Source organism: Rhizobium sp. GW821-FHT14E12, from assembly GCF_058803745.1.
In genome coordinates, this window is sequence record NZ_JBXAPH010000002.1 from 569,203 (window position 1) to 588,144 (window position 18,942).

Here is an 18,942-nt window from a genome sequence, read left to right on the forward strand (position 1 = left end):
GCAATGGCTGAACTCACTCTGAAGCAGGTCCGCAAGAGTTTTGGCGCGCTCGAAGTCATCAAGGGCATCGATCTTGAGGTGCGCTCCGGCGAGTTCGTCGTCTTCGTCGGCCCATCGGGCTGCGGCAAGTCGACCTTGCTGCGCATTATCGCCGGTCTGGAGGAATCGACCTCGGGCGCGCTCACCATAGCCGGCAAGGATGTGACCCATGCCGAACCTTCCGAGCGCGGCATCGCCATGGTGTTCCAGAGCTACGCGCTCTATCCGCACATGACCGTCGCCGAAAACATCGGCTTCGGGCTATCGCTTGCTCGTCGCCCGAAGGCGGAGATCGAGGCCAAGGTTCGCGCCGCCGCCGACACGCTCCAGCTCTCTCAATTGCTCGACCGCAAGCCGAAACAGCTTTCCGGCGGCCAGCGGCAGCGCGTTGCCATCGGCCGCGCCATCGTGCGCGACCCCAAGGTTTTCCTGTTCGACGAGCCGCTCTCCAATCTTGATGCTTCCCTGAGAGCCCAGATGCGGTTGGAAATATCGGAGCTTCATGCCCGGCTGAAAACGACGATGATCTATGTCACGCATGACCAGGTCGAAGCCATGACCATGGCCGACAAGATCGTCGTCCTGAAAGGCGGCGAGATCGAACAGGTCGGCAGTCCGATGGAACTCTATCGCCATCCGGTCACCCCGTTTGTCGCCGGCTTCATCGGCAGTCCGAAGATGAACCTCTACAGCGGCGAGATCGCCGAGCGCTTCGGGTGCAAGACCTATGGGATCCGCCCCGAGCATATCAGATTGTCGCAAACCGACGGCCGATGGCAAGGCAAGGTCCGTCATGTCGAGCGCCTCGGCGCCGAAGCGATCATCTATCTCGATGTTCCCGATATGGGAGAAATGGTCGTGCGCGCGGAAGGAGAGACACCCTTCGCGCCTGGCGCCATGGTCTGGGCCAATCCGCTCGAGAGCGCCGCCCATCGCTTCAGTTCCTGAGCCGCCGGTAAAAGAAAACCTCATCCGCCGCCGGGCATCATTCCTTGCCGTCGAGCGTCAACATGAGATTGGCAAGCAAGGCCGTCCTCGGCGCGACGCTGCTGACGAAGATATATTCGTCGAACGTATGAGCGCCGGCGCCGTCCGCCCCCAGTCCGTCAAGCGTGGCGACACCGAGGGCTGCGGTAAAATTGCCGTCCGAACCGCCGCCGGTGCTGACGCCTTCCAGCTTGATTCCGAGTTCGGCGGCAATTCCCGCGGTATGAGCGAAAAGCCGCTTGCCACCTTCGGATTGGGGAAATGGCGGCCTGTTGAGACCGCCACTGATTTCGAGCGTGATATCCGGATCGACCGGCTTCAGAGCCTCGATCTTGCCGAGGATTTCCGTCGCCGTCGCTTCGTCGGGCACGCGAACGTCAACCTGCATCTGGCATTCCGCCGGCACGGTATTGCGCCCGGTGCCGCCATGGATGGTGCCGACAGTCACCGTGATGCCGCGCGTTGGGTCGTTCAATGCTTCAAGTTCGAGCACCAGCCGCGCGGCGGCGCGGACGGCGCTGCGTCCATCCTGCGGCCGGGTGCCGGCATGGGAGGCGCGACCGCGGACGACGATGTCGTACATGGCCACACCCTTGCGAGCGACGACGATCTTGCCGCCATCACGAGCGGGCTCGACCACCAGGGCGCAGCCGGCATTGCGGCTATAGGCCTCGATGAGCGCGCGGGAGCTCAAGCTGCCCATCTCTTCATCCGGCATAAACAACAGATCTATCGGGAGTTTGGGGCCGGAGCCATGGCCGACCGCGAGCTTCATTGCCTCCAGCGCCATCAGGGCGCCGGACTTCATATCGTAGATACCAGGCCCGTAAAGACGATCACCCTCCTGCCGCCAAGGCAACTGGTTCTTGATCGTGCCGGCCGCATGAACCGTGTCCAGATGCGCCAGGATGAGCGTGCTCTTCTGGTTGCTGCCGGCGGGACGAGGCGAACGCACCGCCAGAATATCACCGAAGCCCATCGTTCCGGGCGTCCGCTCGGTTTCCAGACCTGCCGCCTTGGCAATCGCCTCGACGTGATCGGCCAGCCGGTTCACGGCATCGGCGTCGGGCGTATGGGTTTCGATCTCCACCCAGCGCCGCAATTCCGAAAGCAGTGCGGCCTGGTCGATATCATCGGGGGAAATAGCAAGGGTCATGAAAGCCATCCGAACGAAAGGTCAAAGGCGGGAGGACATGGTGTCCGGCGGATCAGAATCGCCGGACACATCTAGCCTATTGATACAGAAAGGCAGGCCCCAGTCACCGGCCAAATCCACAATCTGCCCGGCCTATTGCTGCCAGCTCATGTCCATGACGAACATGGCTTCGTTGGGACTTGGCTGCCACTTGAGATTCTTGCTGGCGCCGTAGACGGCATCGCCCTGATAGAGGCCGATACCCGGCACATCCTGCTTCAGGATTTCATAGGCTTTCCGATAGTCCTCCAGCCGCTTGTCGCTGTCGAGCGTCGAACGGGCGTCATCGACGAGAGCGTCGAATTGCGGATTACTGTATTTCGCCCAACTGCTGCCGGTGCGAAACAGCGGAAAGATGATGCCGTCCGCGTCCTGGCAGGCGCAGGACCAACGGCCGAAAGCCATACTGCCCGCATCCTTGGGGTCTCCCTGGCGGCGCTTCAGGAAGGTCGCCTGATCGAGCGAGGTGATCGTCGTATCGAGACCCACATCGTTCAGCATCTGCTGGATGGCTTCCACCATCGAACGATCATAGGAGGGTGAGGTCAGAAACTCGATCTTCGCCCCTTCCGCGCCTGCTTCCTTGACCAACGTACGCGCTTTGTCCGGATCGAAGGGGTAGCCTTCGACCCTCTCGGTGTAACCGAAGATCGGTTTGGCACCGACGACGTTGACCGGGGAGCCGAAGCCCTGGAGTAGCGCATCGACCAGGGTCTGCCGGTCGATGGCGTAGGCAATCGCCTGGCGCACGCGGACATCCTGCGTCGCACCGGCCTGGGCGTTGATGTAGATATAGCCAACGCGCTCGGTCGGAACCGACAATACCTGCGCCTCCTCGCTGCTCTTCAGCGCAATTGCCTGATCGGAAGGAAGATCGCGAACGAGATCGGCCTTGCCGGTCTTGAGATCAGCGATGCGGGTGGAGACATCGGGCACGGCGCGGAAGACGACATGTTCGAAGGGCGGCTTTGCGCGCCAGTAGTGATCGTTCGCCTGAAGCTCGGTCTGTACGCCCTTCTGCCATTGTACCAACCTGTAAGGACCGCTGCCTATCGGCTTCAGATTGAATTCCTGGGCTCCGACCTTCTCGACATAGGCTTTCGGTACGATCGACAGTTTGACGAGTTGGGCAATCAGTGCCGGATAGGGCGACTTCGTCGTCATCTTCACCATGGTCGGGCTGGTGGCTTCGGCCCTGATGATCTGATTGAACTGCGACAATTGCGGGCTCTTCAGAGCCGGATCGATGATGCGGTTGACGCTGTAGGCGACATCCTCGGCCGTCAGCTTGCTGTCGTCCTGAAAGGTCACATCGTCGCGGATCTGGAATTCGAGGGTCTTGTCATCGAGATATTTCCAGGACGTCGCGATCTGCGGCACGATCGCGCCCGATGTGTCGCGGGTGATGAGATTGTCGAAAATATTGCGATAGACGCTGTAGCTGTCCGTGTCCCATTGAAGATGCGGATCGAGCGTGGCCGCATCATTCGGCAGGTCGATCGTCAGCGTATCCTTCGCCGATTGCGCATGGGCTGCCGGCGCCAGAAGGCCCACGGCAAGGACCGCTGCGGATAAGAACTTGAAATGCATAATCTACTACCCCCTTTTGAAATTCAAAAACGTCGTCGCGCGCCGCCGGACGCTCATCATTTATTGGTGCAATGTCTTCAGGCCGGCTTCCGAAGCACAATAGGCAGCAAGCTCCGCATGGGTGGCAAACCATACGTCCCCCTTGGCCTGCGCCTGGCGAATAACCTCTTCCAGAATGAAGATACGCGAACGATGGCCGATGTGATGCGGATGCAGGGTGAGCTGGAAAAGCCCGCCCTCCTCATAGGCCACCTCCAGCTCGCGCTGGAAAATATCGAGAACCATCGACGGGCCGCCATAGGGCCGTGCACCCGTCATGCGGTCCATCGCCACATAGGGAGCGTCATCGCGGATCCATTCCACGGGAATTTCGACGATGCCCGTCGGCGCGCCGTCTTCGAGCAGTTCATAGGGCTCCTCATCGGCCATCAGCGAGGAATCGTAAAGCAGTTTCATCTCGCGAGCGATCTTCAGCGTGTGCGGACTGAAATCCCAAGAGGCGGTACGCATGCCGACCGGTCGAACACCGGAAATGCGCTCCAGCACATCGGTGGCGCGCAGCGCAAGGTCGCGTTCCGTCGCCTCATCCAGGCGCGAGTTGAACTCATGAATCCAGCTATGCATGCCGAGTTCATGGCCCGAGGCCACGACGGCGCGCGCTTCATCAGCATTGATCATCGCCGACACCGCCGGCATGAAGACCGAGGCCGGAACGGCGTATTTCTCCAGCAGCTTGAGAATGCGCGGCATGCCTGAACGAGGCCCATACTGCCCTTGGCTCATCCGGCCGATCGAAACGCCGCCATTGCGCAATTCGAACGTCTCGTGATCGGAATCGAAGGACAAGGCGACCGCCATACGGGCGCCATTCTTCCACTTGGCCGGCCGCAACGACCGCCCGGCGCGCACCTTGTCGACGCGGCTCCGCCAGACTTCGTCCGGCCAGAGCCAGGGTTCGGTGAACTCTACTTGCTTTTTCGTCTCGCTCATCGCTGCCCCCGTCTTGCCGGTTGTCGCTTTTCTCGGCACAACTGTTACAGGCCGATCGCCAGGCCAACAACGGGAAGGCCGTTCACATACATGAACTCGGAAGTGAAGAGCGCCGGACGTGTCCTCGATATCCTCGAATATATGGCGGGGCGGCGGGAAGCCGTTGCCTTGTCGCAGATCGTCCGGGATCTGACGCTGCCGAAAAGCAGCGCACATGGATTGGTCCAAACCCTCGCCGCGCGTGGCCATCTCGTGCAAGATTCGACGGGGCGCTACATGTTGGTCGAAGCGGGCCGGCACGGTTTCCCCTTTCGCCGCCACGAAGAGCCGCTGGTGATGAAGGCAATGCCGTTCATGGAGCGCCTGCGCGACGAATCCGGCGAGACCGTGCTGCTCAGCGCCATAAATGCCCATTGCGATGTCCGCCGTCTGGCAAAAAGCGTGAGCCGCCAGCCAATACGCTATGACGTGAATTTGGACGCCGCCATTGTTGCTTATTGCACAGCCATGGGCCGCGTCCTTCTCGCCCACGCGCCGCAGCAGACTTTGGAAGATTATCTTTCCCGCGTGCAGTTCCTGTCCTACACGCCCTACACGATCACCAATGTGCAGGAGATCCGGGAGATCCTCGGCAAAGTGCGGCGGGATGGATATGCGGTCAACGATCAGGAATTCGTCACCGGCTCGACAGGCGTCGCCACGCCGATTTTCGACGCCGCCGGCCACGTCGTCGCCGCCCTCAATCTGGGTACGCTGACTAGCCGCTATATCGAGCGGCGCGAAGCGCTTCTGTCGATGCTACGCAAGACCGCCGACGATATCAGCCGCAGCCTTGGGTACAGGGCGAAATCTTAAGCACCCTCGCGTCAGGCCGGATTTGCGGAATAGGCGCACTTCTCACGCCACGCGACAGGTGTCATGTCGGTGACTCGGCGGAACTCGCGATTGAAATTCGATTTGGTCTGAAAGCCAGCCTCAAGCATGATTTCGGTCACCGATTGTTCCGTCTCGGCGAGTAACCGGCAGGCTTCGGCAATCCGGTAATCATTGACATATTGCGAGACATTCTTGGCCGTGGCCCGGTTGATGGCGCCTGAGATGCGGCGCGACGGTATCCCGGCCTTGCGGGCTAGCCGTTCGAGATTGAGATTGGCGTCGCGGTAGAGCTTCTTCTCCTGCATCAACGCATGGATCCTCTCGACAGTGTCTTTGTCTTCAGCAGCATCGGATGCAGGCAGGATTTCCGCCATTTCCGCGTCCGTAGAGTTCCGGCTAGCGGCGGCGGCCGCAGTGCCCAGGACAAGCAGGCCGACAAGATTGGCGATGCTAACGATCAGGCCGACATGTGCGCCATGGGTCCACCCGAAATCAAACAGCACCAGCGCGTCGATCAATGCCGAAAAACACAGCGCGCCAGCGGCAAAAACAAGCGCGCGGTGGGCCGGCCGTGCCGCCTCGAACGATGCCAGACGCAGTGCGTCGGGACCCGGCCGGACGAGCCAGAGCAAAGCCAAGGCATACGCGACTTGAATGAGGATCATCGCGATATCGATGGCCTCGGGCCTAATAACGGCCAACGCGGCGATGACAACGGGCGGAAAGCTATAAAAGCCCAAGAGGGCGGGCCAGCGCCGCCGGCTATCCACGCCCAGTCTGCGCACGCCGGCGTAAATCAGCGGCGGCATGACCGTTGGGATAACGAGCGCCAGATAACCAATCCACTGCACGCCATAACCCAGACGCAGGCCGACCAGAACCGATTGCACGGCGCAGAGCAGAAGCAGGAGAAGAAAGGGCCGGTTCGCAGCAAGCTCGTCATCCCGTCGCACCACCGCCAGAAACAGCAGAAGAAGCAGGAGAGCAACGACGAACGGTAACGGCACGAACAGCATAAGACCCCTCCCCGGGGCGACTATATTTGTCGCCACTATGGCCTGACTCGCGGCTTCCGGCGATCTAGATCGCGTTCTGCGACGTCCTAAATCACGATCGAGGTCGCGCCAGACGTTCCGGCGGCGGAAAATCACGCCGTCAACGTCTGGAGACCCCTCATGAATGCAGAAGCGAATATCGCGAACCGGCTTCGGTCGCTGTCGATCGAGCGCGGAGGAAACCCACTCTCGGATACAGCAGCGAGCCATCGCTTCCCGATGCGCAGGGTGGCGCTGGTCGGCGTGGCCGTAGCGCTCGCGGCAACAGCTTACATGTTGCTTCCGCTTGTTGAGAGTGTGTGGAGACCGCCGGTAATGGAAGCCACTTCCCAGCCGGAAGTAGATACCACGGCGCAAGACAAGTTCCCCGTCCGACTGCCACCGACTCCCCCTGCGCCTCAGACTGTGATCGGCTCCGGTTATGTCGTCGCCGAAAAGATGATCACCCTGCGGCCGGAGATCGGCGGCAAGGTGACGGAGCTGCCGCTGGATGTCGGCGATCATTTCGCCGCCGGACAGGTTATTGCGCGACTGGATACGACAACGGACGAGATCGAGCTCCTGATCGCCAGGTCCCAGGCCGCAGGAGCAAGCGCGGCAGCCCGCCGAGTCGAGGTCTCTTTGGCACAAGCCCGCAAGACCCTGGAACGCACCAAATCGCTTGTAGAGCGTGGTGCGGTTGCCGTGAGCAGCCTCGATAGCAACAGCCTTTCCGTCGTGCAATTGACCAGCGATCTCGATGTTGCCCAGCAAACGGCCGAGACCGCCAGGCTACAGGTGGAGAAGCAGGAAAGAAATCTGGCGCTGCACCAGATTGTTGCACCTTTTGACGGCGTGATCGTCACCCGGCTCGTCGGCCCGGGCGATACGGTTGCCTCGGGAACGGATGGAGGCGGACCGCGAGACGGGATCGCCATCCTCCTCGACCCGAATTCCCTGACCATCGACGTCGATATCGCCCAATCCAATGCTGCGCGCATAGAGCCTGGCCAGACAGCGGTCGCCGTTCTCGACGCTTTTCCCGGCCGGAAATTCAAGATGCGGGTGCGGACGATCGTGCCGGCGGCTTCGTTGCAGAAGGGCACGGTAGCCGTCCGGCTGGAATTCCTCGCATCACCCACACGCGTGCTACCGAACATGGCGGCGAAGATCACCCTGGATGCTCCACAACTTCAGGCAAACGCAAATGAAAGAGGACTTTGAGATGGACAACAGCACATATGCGCCAGACGACGGGATTGTGATCGACAATGTGCGCAAGGATTACCGGATCGGCAAGAATGCCGTGACAATCTTTTCGGATCTGACCATGACCATCGGCGCCGGCGATTTCGTCGCGATCGTCGGCCCTTCCGGCTCCGGCAAGTCGACGCTCCTGAACCTCATCGGCGGTATCGACCGTCCCGATGGCGGCGACATCAATTTCGGGCATGCACGCATTAGCCGGATGAACGAAAGCGCACTGACGAAATGGCGCGGCGCCAATGTCGGCTTCGTGTTCCAGTTCTACAATCTGATGCCGATGCTGACGGCGGAGCAGAATATCGAGCTTCCGCTGCTGCTGACCAGCTTGACCACGCGCCAGCGTCGGGAACGGGTCGAGACGATCCTGTCGCTTGTCGGTCTCATCGATCGACGCAAGCATCTGCCGTCGGAGCTTTCGGGTGGCCAGCAGCAGCGCGTCGGGATTGCCAGGGCGCTGGCGAGCGATCCGAAGCTGTTGCTCTGCGATGAGCCCACAGGCGATCTCGATCGCTCTTCCGCCGAAGAGGTGCTCGCCATGTTGCGCATCCTGAACGCGGAACTCGGCAAGACCATCGTCATGGTCACGCACGACGATATGGCGGCGCACTCCGCCAAGCGTGTGCTGCGCCTCGACAAGGGCCAGTTCGTCGAACGGGAGGCCGCGTGAGCATCATGAACCGCTTCACCCTTCTCCGCCGGACCATGGTACGCAAACCGACGCGGAGTGTCCTGCTCATCACAAGCATCGCCATCGCCTTCTTCATCTATCTCGTCCTGACAAGCTTTCAACACGGCTTTCTCGGTGGCGAGGTGGATTCGGAGCGGCTGATCTTGACCAACAAGGTCGGCGATGCCCTGCCCTTGCCGATCAGCTACTACGACAAGATCCTGGCGTTGCCAGGCATCGCCGAGGCAACCTACATGGCGCGCAGCCGCGCGACCTATAGATCGCCAACGAATTTTATGGGCCTGACAGCTGTGGAGCCGCGCAGCTTCGCCGCCTTTATCGGTGATGAATATGATATTCCCGCGGAGGCCCTTGCCCGCTTCGGAGGGGTCCGCAATGGCGCCATTGTCGGCCGCAGCATTGCTTCTCAGGAAGGCTGGACGCTCGGGCAGACGATCACGCTGAACACGTCGAGTTTCGTCAAAACCGATGGCAGCTCGGATTTTGAATTCACCATCGTCGGCATATTGGACGGCAAGAAATCCGCCGACACGCATTTCGTCATGGCGCGCTACGACTACATCAATGCGGAGCGCGGCATGGACCGCGACACCGTGACCGGCTTCCGCATCCTGCCAAAGAAGGATGTTCGCACCGACGACATCATCAAGGCCGTCGACACTCTCTTTGCCAATTCCGCCTACGAGACCCGGACACGCACGGAGGCCGAGTTCATGAAGGCCTTCATCGCGCAATTCGCCGATATCGCGACCATCGTGCGGCTGGTGGTCGGCGTCGCCTTCATCACCATCCTGATGATCGTCGCCAACACCATGTTCTTCGCCATCCGGGAGCGGACCAGGGAAATCGGCGTATTGAAGGTCCTCGGCTTCTCGCGGCTCTTCGTTCTTGGCAATGTCTTGGCTGAGACATCCGCCTTGTTCGCCGCGGGGCTCGGCATCGCTCTTGGCTTCGCCTTTGCGGCCATTCTGCTTCTGCGAGAGCCATTGCGCACCATCGTACCGGAGCTGACGCTAACGCCCTTGATCGTTGTTCAGGCGATCGCCCTCGCCGCCCTGCTGGCGCTTGCAACAGGCTTAGCGCCAGCCTTCAACGCCATGCGAGTGCCGCCCAGCGCCGCTTTGAGAGAAAGATGAGACCATGAGCACGATCTCCCGCCAATCTCTGGCCCTCACCCTATCCAATCTGAAGTCGCTTCGTCGCCGGGTATGGATTTCCCTCTCGATGGTGTTTTCCGTGGCGATGGTCGTCACCGTCCTGCTCGGCTTTCTGGCGATGTCGAACGGCTTCCGGACGTCGCTATTGCAAGCCGGTTCCGAGGACATAGCCATTGCCCTCGGCAAAGGGGCGGCGACGGAACTCGGCAGCCGCATCGAGCCTTCCCAGCTTCATTATCTCGACGGTGCACCCGGCATCGCCGTCGATGCGGCCGGCGCTTCGGTGATGTCGCCGGAAATGGTCGTGCCCGTGGAAGTGCCGGAGAAGGCCGGCGGACTGCTTTCGACATTATCGTTGCGTGGTATCGGTCCCTTCGGCCTCAGCGTGCGCCCGAATGTCAGGATAGCTCGTGGCCGGATGTTCAATCTCGGCGCCAGCGAGATCGTCGTCGGTCGGCGACTGAGCCTTGGCTATAAGGGGCTGGAGATCGGCGAGCAGCTCACGTTCGGCACATCGAAATGGACTGTCGTCGGCATCTTCGATGCCGGCGGCTCCGTCTTCGAATCCGAAATGCTGGCGGATATCGGCGTCGTGCAGACGCTGTTCAACCGGCCTAATCTGGTCCAGAGCGTCAGGATCAAGCTCACCACACCGGAGGCATTGCCGGCACTGCAATCCATTGCGACTGCTACGCCGCAGATTGGGCTAACGTTGCGGTCGGAACAGGACTATTTTGCCGGGCTTGCGGAACGCACATCGAAGCTGATCCTTCTCCTCGGCTGGCCACTGGCGATCACCATGGCTGCCGGCGCCGTGGTCGGCGCGATGACAACCATGTTCAGTTCCGTGTCGGATCGCAGCACCGAGATCGCCACTGTCCGCGCCATCGGCTTCAGCCGTAGGGCGGCCTTTGCCGGCACATGGATCGAGGCGATGGTCTTGACCTGCCTCGGCTGCCTGGCCGGTGTCGGATTTTCCTATCTCGTCCTCAACGGTTGGACGGCGTCGACCATAAGCCCCGATCGCACGCAGATCGGGTTTCAATTGGTGCTCTCTCTTCCCCTGGTGATGAAGGCGGTCTGGCTGTCCCTGATCATCGGCGCCATCGGCGGCGCATTACCGGCATTGGCCGCAACGCGCATTCCACTCAGATTGGCCATGAGCGGGCGAGCGCAGGCGGGCTGACGGATGTTTTCTTCTTTTTCGTCTTCACTCGCTGCATCTTTCGCTCGGTCAGCAGAAGCAGGCATGCAACTTTTTACCGCCGGGCTGCATAAGCCACGCCCGGCGATCTGCCTATTCATCGCGCAACGGCGTTTACGCCGTCTGACTATGTTCCCCGCCACGGCGCGAAATGCCGCTTAGGGCCTCGGCGGCGAAACCATTCTTGTGGGCCACAGCGATATCGCCGAGCGAGAGAATACCGACCAGCCGCTTGTCGTGATCCAGCACCGGCAGGCGGCGCACCTGGATATCACCCATATTGCGGCAGACATCGTCGATCTCCTGATCGTCGAAGCAATATTTGACGTCTGATGTCATCACGTCCCGGACCTTCGCATCCGGACCCATGCCCATGGCGACGCCACGGATGGCAATATCGCGATCCGTGATCATGCCGACCAAGCGGTCATGATCGGCAACCGGCAGGATGCCGGCATCGAGATCCGCCATCGTCTGAGCCGCACTGAGGATTGTTTCGTCGAGATTGGTAATTCGCACATCGTGCGTCATGGCGTCACGAACTTTCATCGGTTCCTCCATCATCGGACGCCGTGTCCTGTGCATTGACGTGATCAACATCGGGCGGCGCCCGCTTCCCCGCTGATCGCAGCGCCCTCTCCCGAGGGCCTGTTACCACAACAGATGAAGGGGCGATCGGTTCCGGCCTTGTTGCGGATATTTGCAATCACATTTCGAACTCATCGTCCTCGCGGGCAAGTGACGGCGTGTCCCCAAACTGAAACGGCCTCCCGTTGGGAGGCCGTTTCGCGTTTTCGCAGATTGTCGATGATGCCGTTATTCAGCGGCCTGCAGCGCGGGCGTCTCGAGATCTCCGGTCAGCTTCCCGGCCATGGCGGCCGCGAATTTCGTCTGATCGAGTTCGTTTTCCCAGCGTGCAACAACGATCGTCGCAACGGCGTTGCCGACGAAGTTGGTGAGCGCGCGGCATTCCGACATGAAGCGGTCGATGCCGAGGATCAGTGCCATGCCGGCAATCGGAACCGAAGGCACGACGGCAAGCGTCGCGGCCAGCGTGATGAAGCCGGCGCCGGTGATGCCGGCAGCGCCCTTGGAGCTCAGCATCGCCACCAGCAGCAAGAGGATCTGGTCACCGAAAGACAGCGGCGTATCGGTCGCCTGGGCGATGAAGAGAGCCGCCAGCGTCATGTAGATGTTGGTGCCGTCAAGATTGAAGGAATAGCCCGTCGGAATGACGAGGCCGACGACGGAGCGCTTGCAGCCGGCACGTTCCATCTTGTTCATCAGGCCGGGCAGTGCAGCTTCCGAAGACGAAGTGCCGAGTACCAGCAGCAGTTCTTCCTTGATGTAGCGGATCAGCGCCAGGATCGAGAAGCCGTTGTAGCGGGCGACACCGCCGAGGACGACGAGCACGAAGAAGATGGAGGTCAGATAGAAGGTGCCGATCAGGAACGCCAGGTTGGCGATCGTGCCGATGCCGTATTTGCCGATTGTGAAGGCCATGGCGCCGAAGGCGCCGATCGGGGCGAACTTCATCAGGATCGAGACCATGCGGAAGATCGGCGTGGTCAGTGCCTGCAGGAAGTCGACAACCGGACGGCCGCGATCACCAACCGCGCCAAGCGCGATGCCGAAGACCACCGAGAAGAACAGCACCTGGAGAATATCGCCCTTGGCGAAGGCACCGACGATGGTGTCCGGAATGATGTTCATCAGGAAGCCGACAACGGAAGCGTCATGCGCCTGCGCGGCGTAATTACTGACCGCCTTCGTATCCAGCGTCGCCGGATTGATATGCATGCCGGCGCCCGGCTGCACGACGTTCGAGACGATGAGACCGACGATGAGCGCCAGCGTCGAGAAGGTCAGGAAGTAGATGAAGGCCTTGCCGACGACGCGACCGAACTTCTTCAGGTCCGACATGCCGGCAATACCGGTCGTCACCGTCAGGAAGATGACCGGCGCAATGACCATGCGGACCAGCTTGATGAAGGCATCGCCGAGCGGCTGCAGGGATGTGCCGAGCTGCGGATAGTAATGGCCGAGCAGGATGCCGGCGGCGATGGCAGTGAGAACCTGCACATAAAGGTGCCGGTAGAAGGGTAGTTTGACGCGCGTTTCGGCGTCGGCAGCGATGGGAGCAATCATGATGTCCTCCGTTGTGCCCAACCGATCCCTCGGCCCTCCGGGCAAAGACTAAAAATCAACAGCCTCCGACTGTTTCGTATTCAGTAGCAACGAGCGTGCCAAATGGCAGGAAACTGGACAACGCCTTGATTTAAAGATGGCTTTTCCTGGGCAGCTCCCACCGCGCCAGCAAACCTGTGCGACAATCCGCACAAGATGAATTGCGATGCGCGCGAAATCATGCACAATAAGCGGATGCTGCAACGACCAACCACGGAACGATTTTCAACGCCGGAGCAACTCGGCCGACGTTCCCGTCGTGTCTGGATGGTCTTTGTGGTATTCTGCGCGGCCATCATCGCGGCCGCCCTTTACGGCGCCAGCTTCTACGGTCGCATGACTGCAATCGAGGCGTTGCAGGGCCAGGGCCACACCGATGCCAATCTGAAGGTCGCGCTGCTGCGCGCCGTGCTCGAACGGCCGCGCGCGCTACCGCTTCTTCTGGCGGAAGATCAGCAGGTGCGCGATGCGCTCGCGAGCGGCAAGGACGACGCCGTCATCACGCTTGACCGCAAGCTGGAAACCCTTGTTTCCGGCACCAGTGCTGCGGTGCTTTATGTTACCGGCAAGGACGGCATAGCGATTGCTTCGAGCAACTGGCGCGAGCCGCTGAGTTTCGTCGGGAACGACTATTCCTTCCGCGATTACTTCCGCCGGGCGATGGAGACGGGGACGGCCGAACATTTCGCGCTCGGTACCGTCAGCAATCGCCCTGGCCTCTATATTTCCCGTCGCGTCGGCGAGGCGGGTGCGGCGCTGGGCGTCGTCGTCGTCAAGATGGAGTTCGACCAACTCGAGGAAGATTGGCGCGAAGCCGCCCGTCCGGCCTATGTCACGGACGAACACGGCGTCGTGCTGATCACCAGCATTCCCTCTTGGCGGTTCATGACGACGGCGCCGCTGCCGCCGGACAGTCTTGCCGCCATTCGCAAGAGCCTGCAGTTCGGCGGCGCGCCTCTGGCACCCCTGCCGATCTCCCGCCCGGAACCCATTGGCTCGGAAGTGTCGATCGTTCGCGCGGTCCTGCCGGGCAGCAGCGCCGCCGAATATTTGCGGCTGACGATACCGGTCCCATCGACGCCCTGGCGGCTGGACTACCTTATACCGACGGATCAGGCGATTGCCTCCGCCGTTCGCGAGACGCGCTTCCTGGCTTTGACGGTGCTCGTGCCGATCCTGGCAATTGCCGCCTTTTTGCTGAGGCGCCGTCATGTCTCGGCAATGCAGATAGCGGTCGGAAGAGTGGCGCGCGAGGAGCTGGAACGGCGCGTGCTGGAACGTACCGAAGATCTGAGCCAGGCCCGCGACCGGCTGCAGGCGGAAATTTCCGATCACCGGACGACGGAGGCGAAGCTGCAAGTCGTGCAGCAGGAGCTGGTGCAGGCCAATCGTCTCGCCATTCTCGGCCAGGTCGCCGCCGGCGTCGCCCACGAGATCAACCAGCCGGTCGCCACCATCCGCGCCTATGCGGACAACGCTCATATCTTCCTGGATCGAAAGCAGATCGCGCCGGTAAAGGAAAATCTGACCTCTATCGCGGCCCTGACCGAGCGGATCGGCACGATCACCGAGGAGCTGAAGGCATTTGCCCGCAAGGGGCGGAGCGCGCCGAAACCGGTGGAACTCAGAAGCGTTATCGAAGGCGCCGTGGTCCTGCTCAGAAGCCGCTTCGCCGGCCGGCTCGACGCACTGGCGATCGATCTCCCGCCGGCGGGTCTCACCGTCGTCGGCACGCGCATCCGGCTCGAGCAGGTTCTGATCAACCTCTTCCAGAACGCGCTGGAAGCGCTGGAAGGGCGCGACCGGCCCAGGGTCGAGGTCTCCGCCCGGGAAACTGCCGATGGCGTCGAGGTCACAGTCTCCGACAATGGCCCCGGCATTCCGCCCGCGATCCTTGATTCACTGTTCACGCCGTTCAACACCTCCAAGGAACAGGGCCTCGGCCTTGGCCTCGTCATCTCCAAGGATATCGTCACCGACTATGGCGGCCGGATCGAGGTTGAGAGCAGCGAGAGCGGCACCCGTTTCATCATTCATTTGCACAAGGCAAGTTCATGAACGACGCATCCCCGGTCTTCCTCATCGACGACGACAAGGATCTGTTGAAGGCGACGAAGCAAACGCTTGAACTCGCCGGCTTTTCCGTCTCCGCCTTTTCGGCTGCGGCGGATGCGCTCGGGGCATTGGAAGCGGATTTTCCCGGCGTCGTGGTTTCCGACATCCGCATGCCCCAGATGGACGGGCAGCAGCTCTTCGATCACGTCAAGGCACGGGACGCGGATCTTCCGGTCATCCTGGTCACCGGTCACGGCGATATCCCGATGGCGGTGAAGGCGATCCAGGATGGCGCCTACGATTTCATCGCCAAACCCTTCGCCACCGACCGGCTGGTGCAAAGCGTGCGGCGCGGGGCCGAAAAGCGCCGGCTCGTTCTGGAAAACCGCGCGCTGCGCATTGCCGCCGAGCAGGCGCAGGGCGATCTACCGCTGATCGGCCAGACGGCGGCGATGGAGCGGCTGCGCCACACATTGCGCCAGATCGCCGATACCGACGTCGATGTGCTGGTAACCGGCGAGACCGGCAGCGGCAAGGAAGTGGTCGCGAGCCTGCTGCATCGCTGGAGCCGGCGAGCGAAGGGCAATTTCGTTGCGCTCAATTGCGGCGCCCTGCCGGAAACCGTCATCGAAAGCGAGCTCTTCGGCCACGAGCCCGGCGCCTTTACCGGCGCACAGAAAAAGCGTATCGGCCGCATCGAACACGCAAGCGCCGGCACGCTGTTTCTCGACGAAATCGAGAGCATGCCGCCCGCCGTGCAGGTGCAGCTGCTGCGCGTGCTGGAAATGCGCGAAGTCACGCCGCTCGGAACCAACGAGGTGCGCCCCGTCGACCTTCGCGTCGTCGCGGCCGCCAAGGTCGATCTCGGCGATCCGCGCCAGCGCGGCGATTTCCGCGAAGACCTTTATTACCGCCTCAACGTCGTCACCATCTCCATCCCGCCGCTGCGCGATCGGCGTGACGATATCCAGCTGCTCTTCGGCTACTTCGCTGAGCGCGCCGCCAGCCGCTTCAAGCGCGATGTGCCGACCGTATCCGCCGCTGTTCGCCGTCATTTGCAGCATCACGACTGGCCGGGCAATGTTCGCGAGCTGTCGCACTTCGCCGAACGCTTCGTCCTGGGCCTGGAATCTGCGGCAGGCTCGACGCCGGGAGAAACCCCTTCGGCCGACACAGTGCTACCCCTGCCCGCCCGCGTCGAGCGCTACGAGGCCGACCTCATCCGTGAAACGCTTGCTCAGAACGGCGGCGATGTCCGCCGGACGATCGAAGCGCTCGGCATCCCGCGCAAGACCTTTTACGACAAGCTCCAGCGTCACGGCATCGTCCGTAGCGAATTTGCCGGTTTTGACGGCGAGGACTAGCGACGCCAGGCTAAAGGATGGTGGGCAATAATCTTCCACATCTCCATCTGTTCAAGCGGATATCGAGCGTTAGATAGACGTGAGGGACGCCCGGTTGCTCTTGCCGGCCGGGCGGTGAGGAGAATGGAGGAGATATGACGGACATTGCTCTCCGCAACGCGGTCAAACGCGTTGCGCTGTTGAATCTTGGCTATTTCGGTGTCGAATTTGCCGTAGCCCTATCCATCGGCTCGGTTTCGCTTTTTGCCGACAGCATCGATTTTCTTGAAGACGCCTCGGTCAGCCTTCTGATCCTGATGGCGCTCGGCTGGAGCATTCGCAATCGTGCCCGCGTCGGCATGGCGCTGGCGGGGATCCTGCTTATCCCCGGACTGGCGACCATCTGGACCGCCTGGCATAAATTCTTGGTTCCGGTTGCCCCGGAGCCGTTGCCGTTGTCCTTGACCGGCCTCGGCGCGCTCGTCGTCAATCTCTCCTGCGCCATGATGCTGGTTCGCTTCCGAGACCATAGCGGCAGCCTGACCCGCGCTGCCTTTCTCTCCGCCCGCAACGATGCGTTCGCCAATATAGCCATCATCGCGGCCGGTATCGTGACAGCGTTCCTGTGGCACTCCGCCTGGCCGGACCTTATCGTCGGCATAGGCATCGCCGCGATGAATGCCGATGCGGCGCGCGAGGTCTGGACGACGGCGAGAGACGAACAAAGGGCGGCCGCTTAAGCGCCCGATGCGCGGATTGTGTCCATCCGGGGTGCTGATTGCGCCGCCACGAAGGCTGTCCGGTCCAGCACCGCCATGGCCTGATCAACCAGGCTCTCCAGCGCCTGCGCACTCTCGCAGGCCTGCACGATCAATGGTGCGCTCAGGCAGATTCTCAGTGCGCTCGCCGGCATGTCGCCAAAATCGGCGCAGCGAACCGGCTGACCAAGGCGCGCCGGCGCAAGGTCACCCTGTTCGACCGTCAGGTCCTTATAGACGGCGGCAGTCTCCGCCGCCGTCAGGAGGCCTCCGCGATAGGGGTTCCTCAGGTAGAATGAAAAGATCGACGGGATCTCGTCCCAACGCGATCCGCGCGGCCGATCCCCCAGACGGTTTCGATCTATGGCGCGCGTATCAAGCTGTTCGAAGGCGGCGTCGCTCTCCAGCCGAGCCTGCACCGCTTCAGCAAAGGTGGACAGGACAGCAACAACCTTTTCCTCGGGCACTTTGAGGAAACGTTCCAGTTCGAACAACGCCGCCGTCCATCGCAGCAGGAGGCCGAAATTGGCGCGATGCGGCAACCCGTCCCTGGCCACCCAGCCTTCCGGCCAGTCCGCTTGCGCGCAATAATCGGCAAGCGCCGCCGGCAAAGCTCGCTGCTTCAGGCGAGCCGACAGTCGCGGCGGGCACAACAGCGCCCCGCTGAAAATCGGCCCGGCCAGGAACTTCGATCCCGTCAGCGCCACAAGGAAGTCATGGGCAAGGTAAGCGCTGATCGTGGTGGCGGAGACGCGGAACTGGCAGGCATCGATCATAATGTCGAGCATGGCGCCGAAACGCGCTTTCAAGCGGAACACCGTATCGAGGCCCGGCGCCAGCAGGCTGGTCTTGGAGACATCCGTGACGACCAGAAGGCATCTGAGACCGGCCGCGCGGGCAAGCTCGATCAGACCCCTTAACTCGCTCTCGACCTCGTCGTCGCTGCGCAAGGTACCATCCGCGTTGCGCACCGCGACGGAAGTGTTTCGCGTCATCTGTCCGGGGCTAAGCTCCTCGCCCTTGGCAACCGAGCGATCGTTGCTGACGCGGCTCATAAAGTGTCGGCCGGCGGCGGCGGCCATAACCCCGCTCCCGGTCTCGTTACCCATCAGCGTTATCGTCATCAATGTCCGGTCGTCCTCGCGCGCCAGCAGCGCGGCGACGAAAAGATGGAGGTCTGTACCGGACGTGGCCATCACGGCGTCCACTTGCTCCGGGCCGCCATCAAGGCCAAGCAGATGCAGCAGCTCCGTGCGGACCTTGGCAATCTCTCGCGCATAGATGTCTGCGGCGGGATGCATCTCCATCTCCCGGAGAAGCTCTGCATGATAGGCACCGACTGCCGCGAAAGCGGGTGCGGAAATAGTCGATGCCGTCGAGGAACCGAAGGCAAGGTCCAGCGGCCGGGGCGATGGACCATGGCCGTACATGTTGAGGCCAGTCACCGGTTCGCAATCCAGCCTTTCGTCTCCACCGGAAATGAGGCAAGCGAGAAGCGCATCACGATCGTTGTCCAACTGGCTGCTCGAGGCAAGGCCGGAAACACGGTCGTCAAAGCTCTTTTGCATGCGCG

The 18,942-nt window shown here is 61.6% G+C and carries 16 protein-coding genes; 9 read left to right on the forward strand and 7 right to left on the reverse strand.

Annotated elements, in window-relative coordinates; all coding sequences use genetic code 11:
- Positions 1–3 precede the first annotated feature (3 nt).
- Positions 4–987: an ABC transporter ATP-binding protein gene (locus tag AC1RO0_RS10800; protein WP_498592885.1), complete on the forward strand. Its 984-nt coding sequence runs from the start codon at positions 4–6 to the stop codon at positions 985–987.
- Positions 988–1,024: 37 nt separating this feature from the next.
- Here the strand turns inward: AC1RO0_RS10800 and AC1RO0_RS10805 are convergent, their stop codons facing one another.
- From AC1RO0_RS10805 to AC1RO0_RS10815, 3 genes are all read right to left on the reverse strand, one after another.
- Positions 1,025–2,182, reverse strand: a complete 1,158-nt coding sequence (locus AC1RO0_RS10805) for a M20 family metallopeptidase (protein ID WP_498592886.1) — start codon at positions 2,180–2,182, stop codon at positions 1,025–1,027.
- A 132-nt stretch (positions 2,183–2,314) separates the two neighbouring features.
- Positions 2,315–3,811, reverse strand: coding sequence for an ABC transporter substrate-binding protein (locus AC1RO0_RS10810; RefSeq protein ID WP_498592887.1), 1,497 nt, complete (start codon positions 3,809–3,811; stop codon positions 2,315–2,317).
- Positions 3,812–3,871: 60 nt separating this feature from the next.
- Complete coding sequence (locus AC1RO0_RS10815; protein ID WP_498592888.1) at positions 3,872–4,801, reverse strand: polysaccharide deacetylase family protein; 930 nt, start codon at positions 4,799–4,801, stop codon at positions 3,872–3,874.
- A gap of 90 nt (positions 4,802–4,891) precedes the next feature.
- Here AC1RO0_RS10815 and AC1RO0_RS10820 point away from each other — a divergent pair, with 90 nt between their 5' ends.
- Entirely contained in the window at positions 4,892–5,656 is a 765-nt protein-coding gene (locus AC1RO0_RS10820) for an IclR family transcriptional regulator (protein ID WP_498592889.1), read from the forward strand.
- Positions 5,657–5,667: 11 nt separating this feature from the next.
- On the opposite strand, the gene AC1RO0_RS10825 is transcribed toward AC1RO0_RS10820, so the two are convergent.
- The gene (locus AC1RO0_RS10825) at positions 5,668–6,693 is read right to left on the reverse strand and encodes a helix-turn-helix domain-containing protein (protein WP_498593364.1); all 1,026 of its coding nucleotides are present in this window, start codon (positions 6,691–6,693) and stop codon (positions 5,668–5,670) included.
- Positions 6,694–6,852: 159 nt separating this feature from the next.
- Between AC1RO0_RS10825 and AC1RO0_RS10830 the strand changes: the two genes are divergently transcribed.
- Genes AC1RO0_RS10830 through AC1RO0_RS10845 form a run of 4 tightly spaced genes read left to right on the forward strand, consistent with a single transcriptional unit; the run spans position 6,853 to position 11,008 of the window.
- Positions 6,853–7,935 carry an efflux RND transporter periplasmic adaptor subunit gene (locus AC1RO0_RS10830; protein WP_498592890.1) on the forward strand — a complete coding sequence of 361 codons (1,083 nt, stop codon included), beginning with the start codon at positions 6,853–6,855 and terminating at the stop codon, positions 7,933–7,935.
- A gap of 1 nt (position 7,936) precedes the next feature.
- Entirely contained in the window at positions 7,937–8,644 is a 708-nt protein-coding gene (locus tag AC1RO0_RS10835) for an ABC transporter ATP-binding protein (protein WP_498592891.1), read from the forward strand.
- 5 nt (positions 8,645–8,649) lie between these two features.
- Positions 8,650–9,801, forward strand: coding sequence for an ABC transporter permease (locus tag AC1RO0_RS10840; RefSeq protein WP_498593365.1), 1,152 nt, complete (start codon positions 8,650–8,652; stop codon positions 9,799–9,801).
- A 4-nt stretch (positions 9,802–9,805) separates the two neighbouring features.
- On the forward strand, positions 9,806–11,008 hold the full coding sequence (locus AC1RO0_RS10845) for an ABC transporter permease (RefSeq protein ID WP_498592892.1): 1,203 nt from the start codon (positions 9,806–9,808) through the stop codon (positions 11,006–11,008).
- Between the two features lie 132 nt (positions 11,009–11,140).
- Here the strand turns inward: AC1RO0_RS10845 and AC1RO0_RS10850 are convergent, their stop codons facing one another.
- Together AC1RO0_RS10850 and AC1RO0_RS10855 are read right to left on the reverse strand one after the other, a co-directional pair.
- Positions 11,141–11,575, reverse strand: coding sequence for a CBS domain-containing protein (locus AC1RO0_RS10850; protein ID WP_498592893.1), 435 nt, complete (start codon positions 11,573–11,575; stop codon positions 11,141–11,143).
- Positions 11,576–11,842: 267 nt separating this feature from the next.
- On the reverse strand, positions 11,843–13,174 hold the full coding sequence (locus AC1RO0_RS10855) for a dicarboxylate/amino acid:cation symporter (RefSeq protein ID WP_498592894.1): 1,332 nt from the start codon (positions 13,172–13,174) through the stop codon (positions 11,843–11,845).
- A 234-nt stretch (positions 13,175–13,408) separates the two neighbouring features.
- Here AC1RO0_RS10855 and AC1RO0_RS10860 point away from each other — a divergent pair, with 234 nt between their 5' ends.
- From AC1RO0_RS10860 to AC1RO0_RS10870, 3 genes are all read left to right on the forward strand, one after another.
- Entirely contained in the window at positions 13,409–15,271 is a 1,863-nt protein-coding gene (locus AC1RO0_RS10860) for a sensor histidine kinase (RefSeq protein WP_498592895.1), read from the forward strand.
- Positions 15,268–16,632 (forward strand): sigma-54-dependent transcriptional regulator, encoded by a 1,365-nt coding sequence (locus AC1RO0_RS10865; protein WP_498592896.1) that lies wholly within the window; start codon positions 15,268–15,270, stop codon positions 16,630–16,632. The genes AC1RO0_RS10860 and AC1RO0_RS10865 overlap by 4 nt, the downstream gene beginning before the upstream one ends.
- Positions 16,633–16,766: 134 nt before the next feature.
- Positions 16,767–17,351 (forward strand): cation efflux transmembrane domain-containing protein, encoded by a 585-nt coding sequence (locus tag AC1RO0_RS10870; protein WP_498592897.1) that lies wholly within the window; start codon positions 16,767–16,769, stop codon positions 17,349–17,351.
- On the opposite strand, the gene AC1RO0_RS10875 is transcribed toward AC1RO0_RS10870, so the two are convergent.
- A complete protein-coding gene (locus AC1RO0_RS10875) occupies positions 17,348–18,937 on the reverse strand; it encodes a hypothetical protein (protein ID WP_498592898.1) in 1,590 nt (529 codons plus the stop codon). The genes AC1RO0_RS10870 and AC1RO0_RS10875 overlap by 4 nt on opposite strands.
- Between the last annotated feature and the right edge of the window lie 5 nt (positions 18,938–18,942).

Coding starts and splice junctions, on each gene's coding strand:
- AC1RO0_RS10875 (WP_498592898.1), bottom strand. CDS start 18,937: ATGCAAAAGAGCTTTGACGACCGTGTTTCCGGCCTTGCCTCGAGCAGC.
- AC1RO0_RS10845 (WP_498592892.1), top strand. CDS start 9,806: ATGAGCACGATCTCCCGCCAATCTCTGGCCCTCACCCTATCCAATCTG.
- AC1RO0_RS10835 (WP_498592891.1), top strand. CDS start 7,937: ATGGACAACAGCACATATGCGCCAGACGACGGGATTGTGATCGACAAT.
- AC1RO0_RS10825 (WP_498593364.1), bottom strand. CDS start 6,693: ATGCTGTTCGTGCCGTTACCGTTCGTCGTTGCTCTCCTGCTTCTTCTG.
- AC1RO0_RS10830 (WP_498592890.1), top strand. CDS start 6,853: ATGAATGCAGAAGCGAATATCGCGAACCGGCTTCGGTCGCTGTCGATC.
- AC1RO0_RS10855 (WP_498592894.1), bottom strand. CDS start 13,174: ATGATTGCTCCCATCGCTGCCGACGCCGAAACGCGCGTCAAACTACCC.
- AC1RO0_RS10840 (WP_498593365.1), top strand. CDS start 8,650: ATGAACCGCTTCACCCTTCTCCGCCGGACCATGGTACGCAAACCGACG.
- AC1RO0_RS10820 (WP_498592889.1), top strand. CDS start 4,892: ATGAACTCGGAAGTGAAGAGCGCCGGACGTGTCCTCGATATCCTCGAA.
- AC1RO0_RS10850 (WP_498592893.1), bottom strand. CDS start 11,575: ATGAAAGTTCGTGACGCCATGACGCACGATGTGCGAATTACCAATCTC.
- AC1RO0_RS10805 (WP_498592886.1), bottom strand. CDS start 2,182: ATGACCCTTGCTATTTCCCCCGATGATATCGACCAGGCCGCACTGCTT.
- AC1RO0_RS10860 (WP_498592895.1), top strand. CDS start 13,409: ATGCTGCAACGACCAACCACGGAACGATTTTCAACGCCGGAGCAACTC.
- AC1RO0_RS10810 (WP_498592887.1), bottom strand. CDS start 3,811: ATGCATTTCAAGTTCTTATCCGCAGCGGTCCTTGCCGTGGGCCTTCTG.
- AC1RO0_RS10815 (WP_498592888.1), bottom strand. CDS start 4,801: ATGAGCGAGACGAAAAAGCAAGTAGAGTTCACCGAACCCTGGCTCTGG.
- AC1RO0_RS10800 (WP_498592885.1), top strand. CDS start 4: ATGGCTGAACTCACTCTGAAGCAGGTCCGCAAGAGTTTTGGCGCGCTC.
- AC1RO0_RS10865 (WP_498592896.1), top strand. CDS start 15,268: ATGAACGACGCATCCCCGGTCTTCCTCATCGACGACGACAAGGATCTG.
- AC1RO0_RS10870 (WP_498592897.1), top strand. CDS start 16,767: ATGACGGACATTGCTCTCCGCAACGCGGTCAAACGCGTTGCGCTGTTG.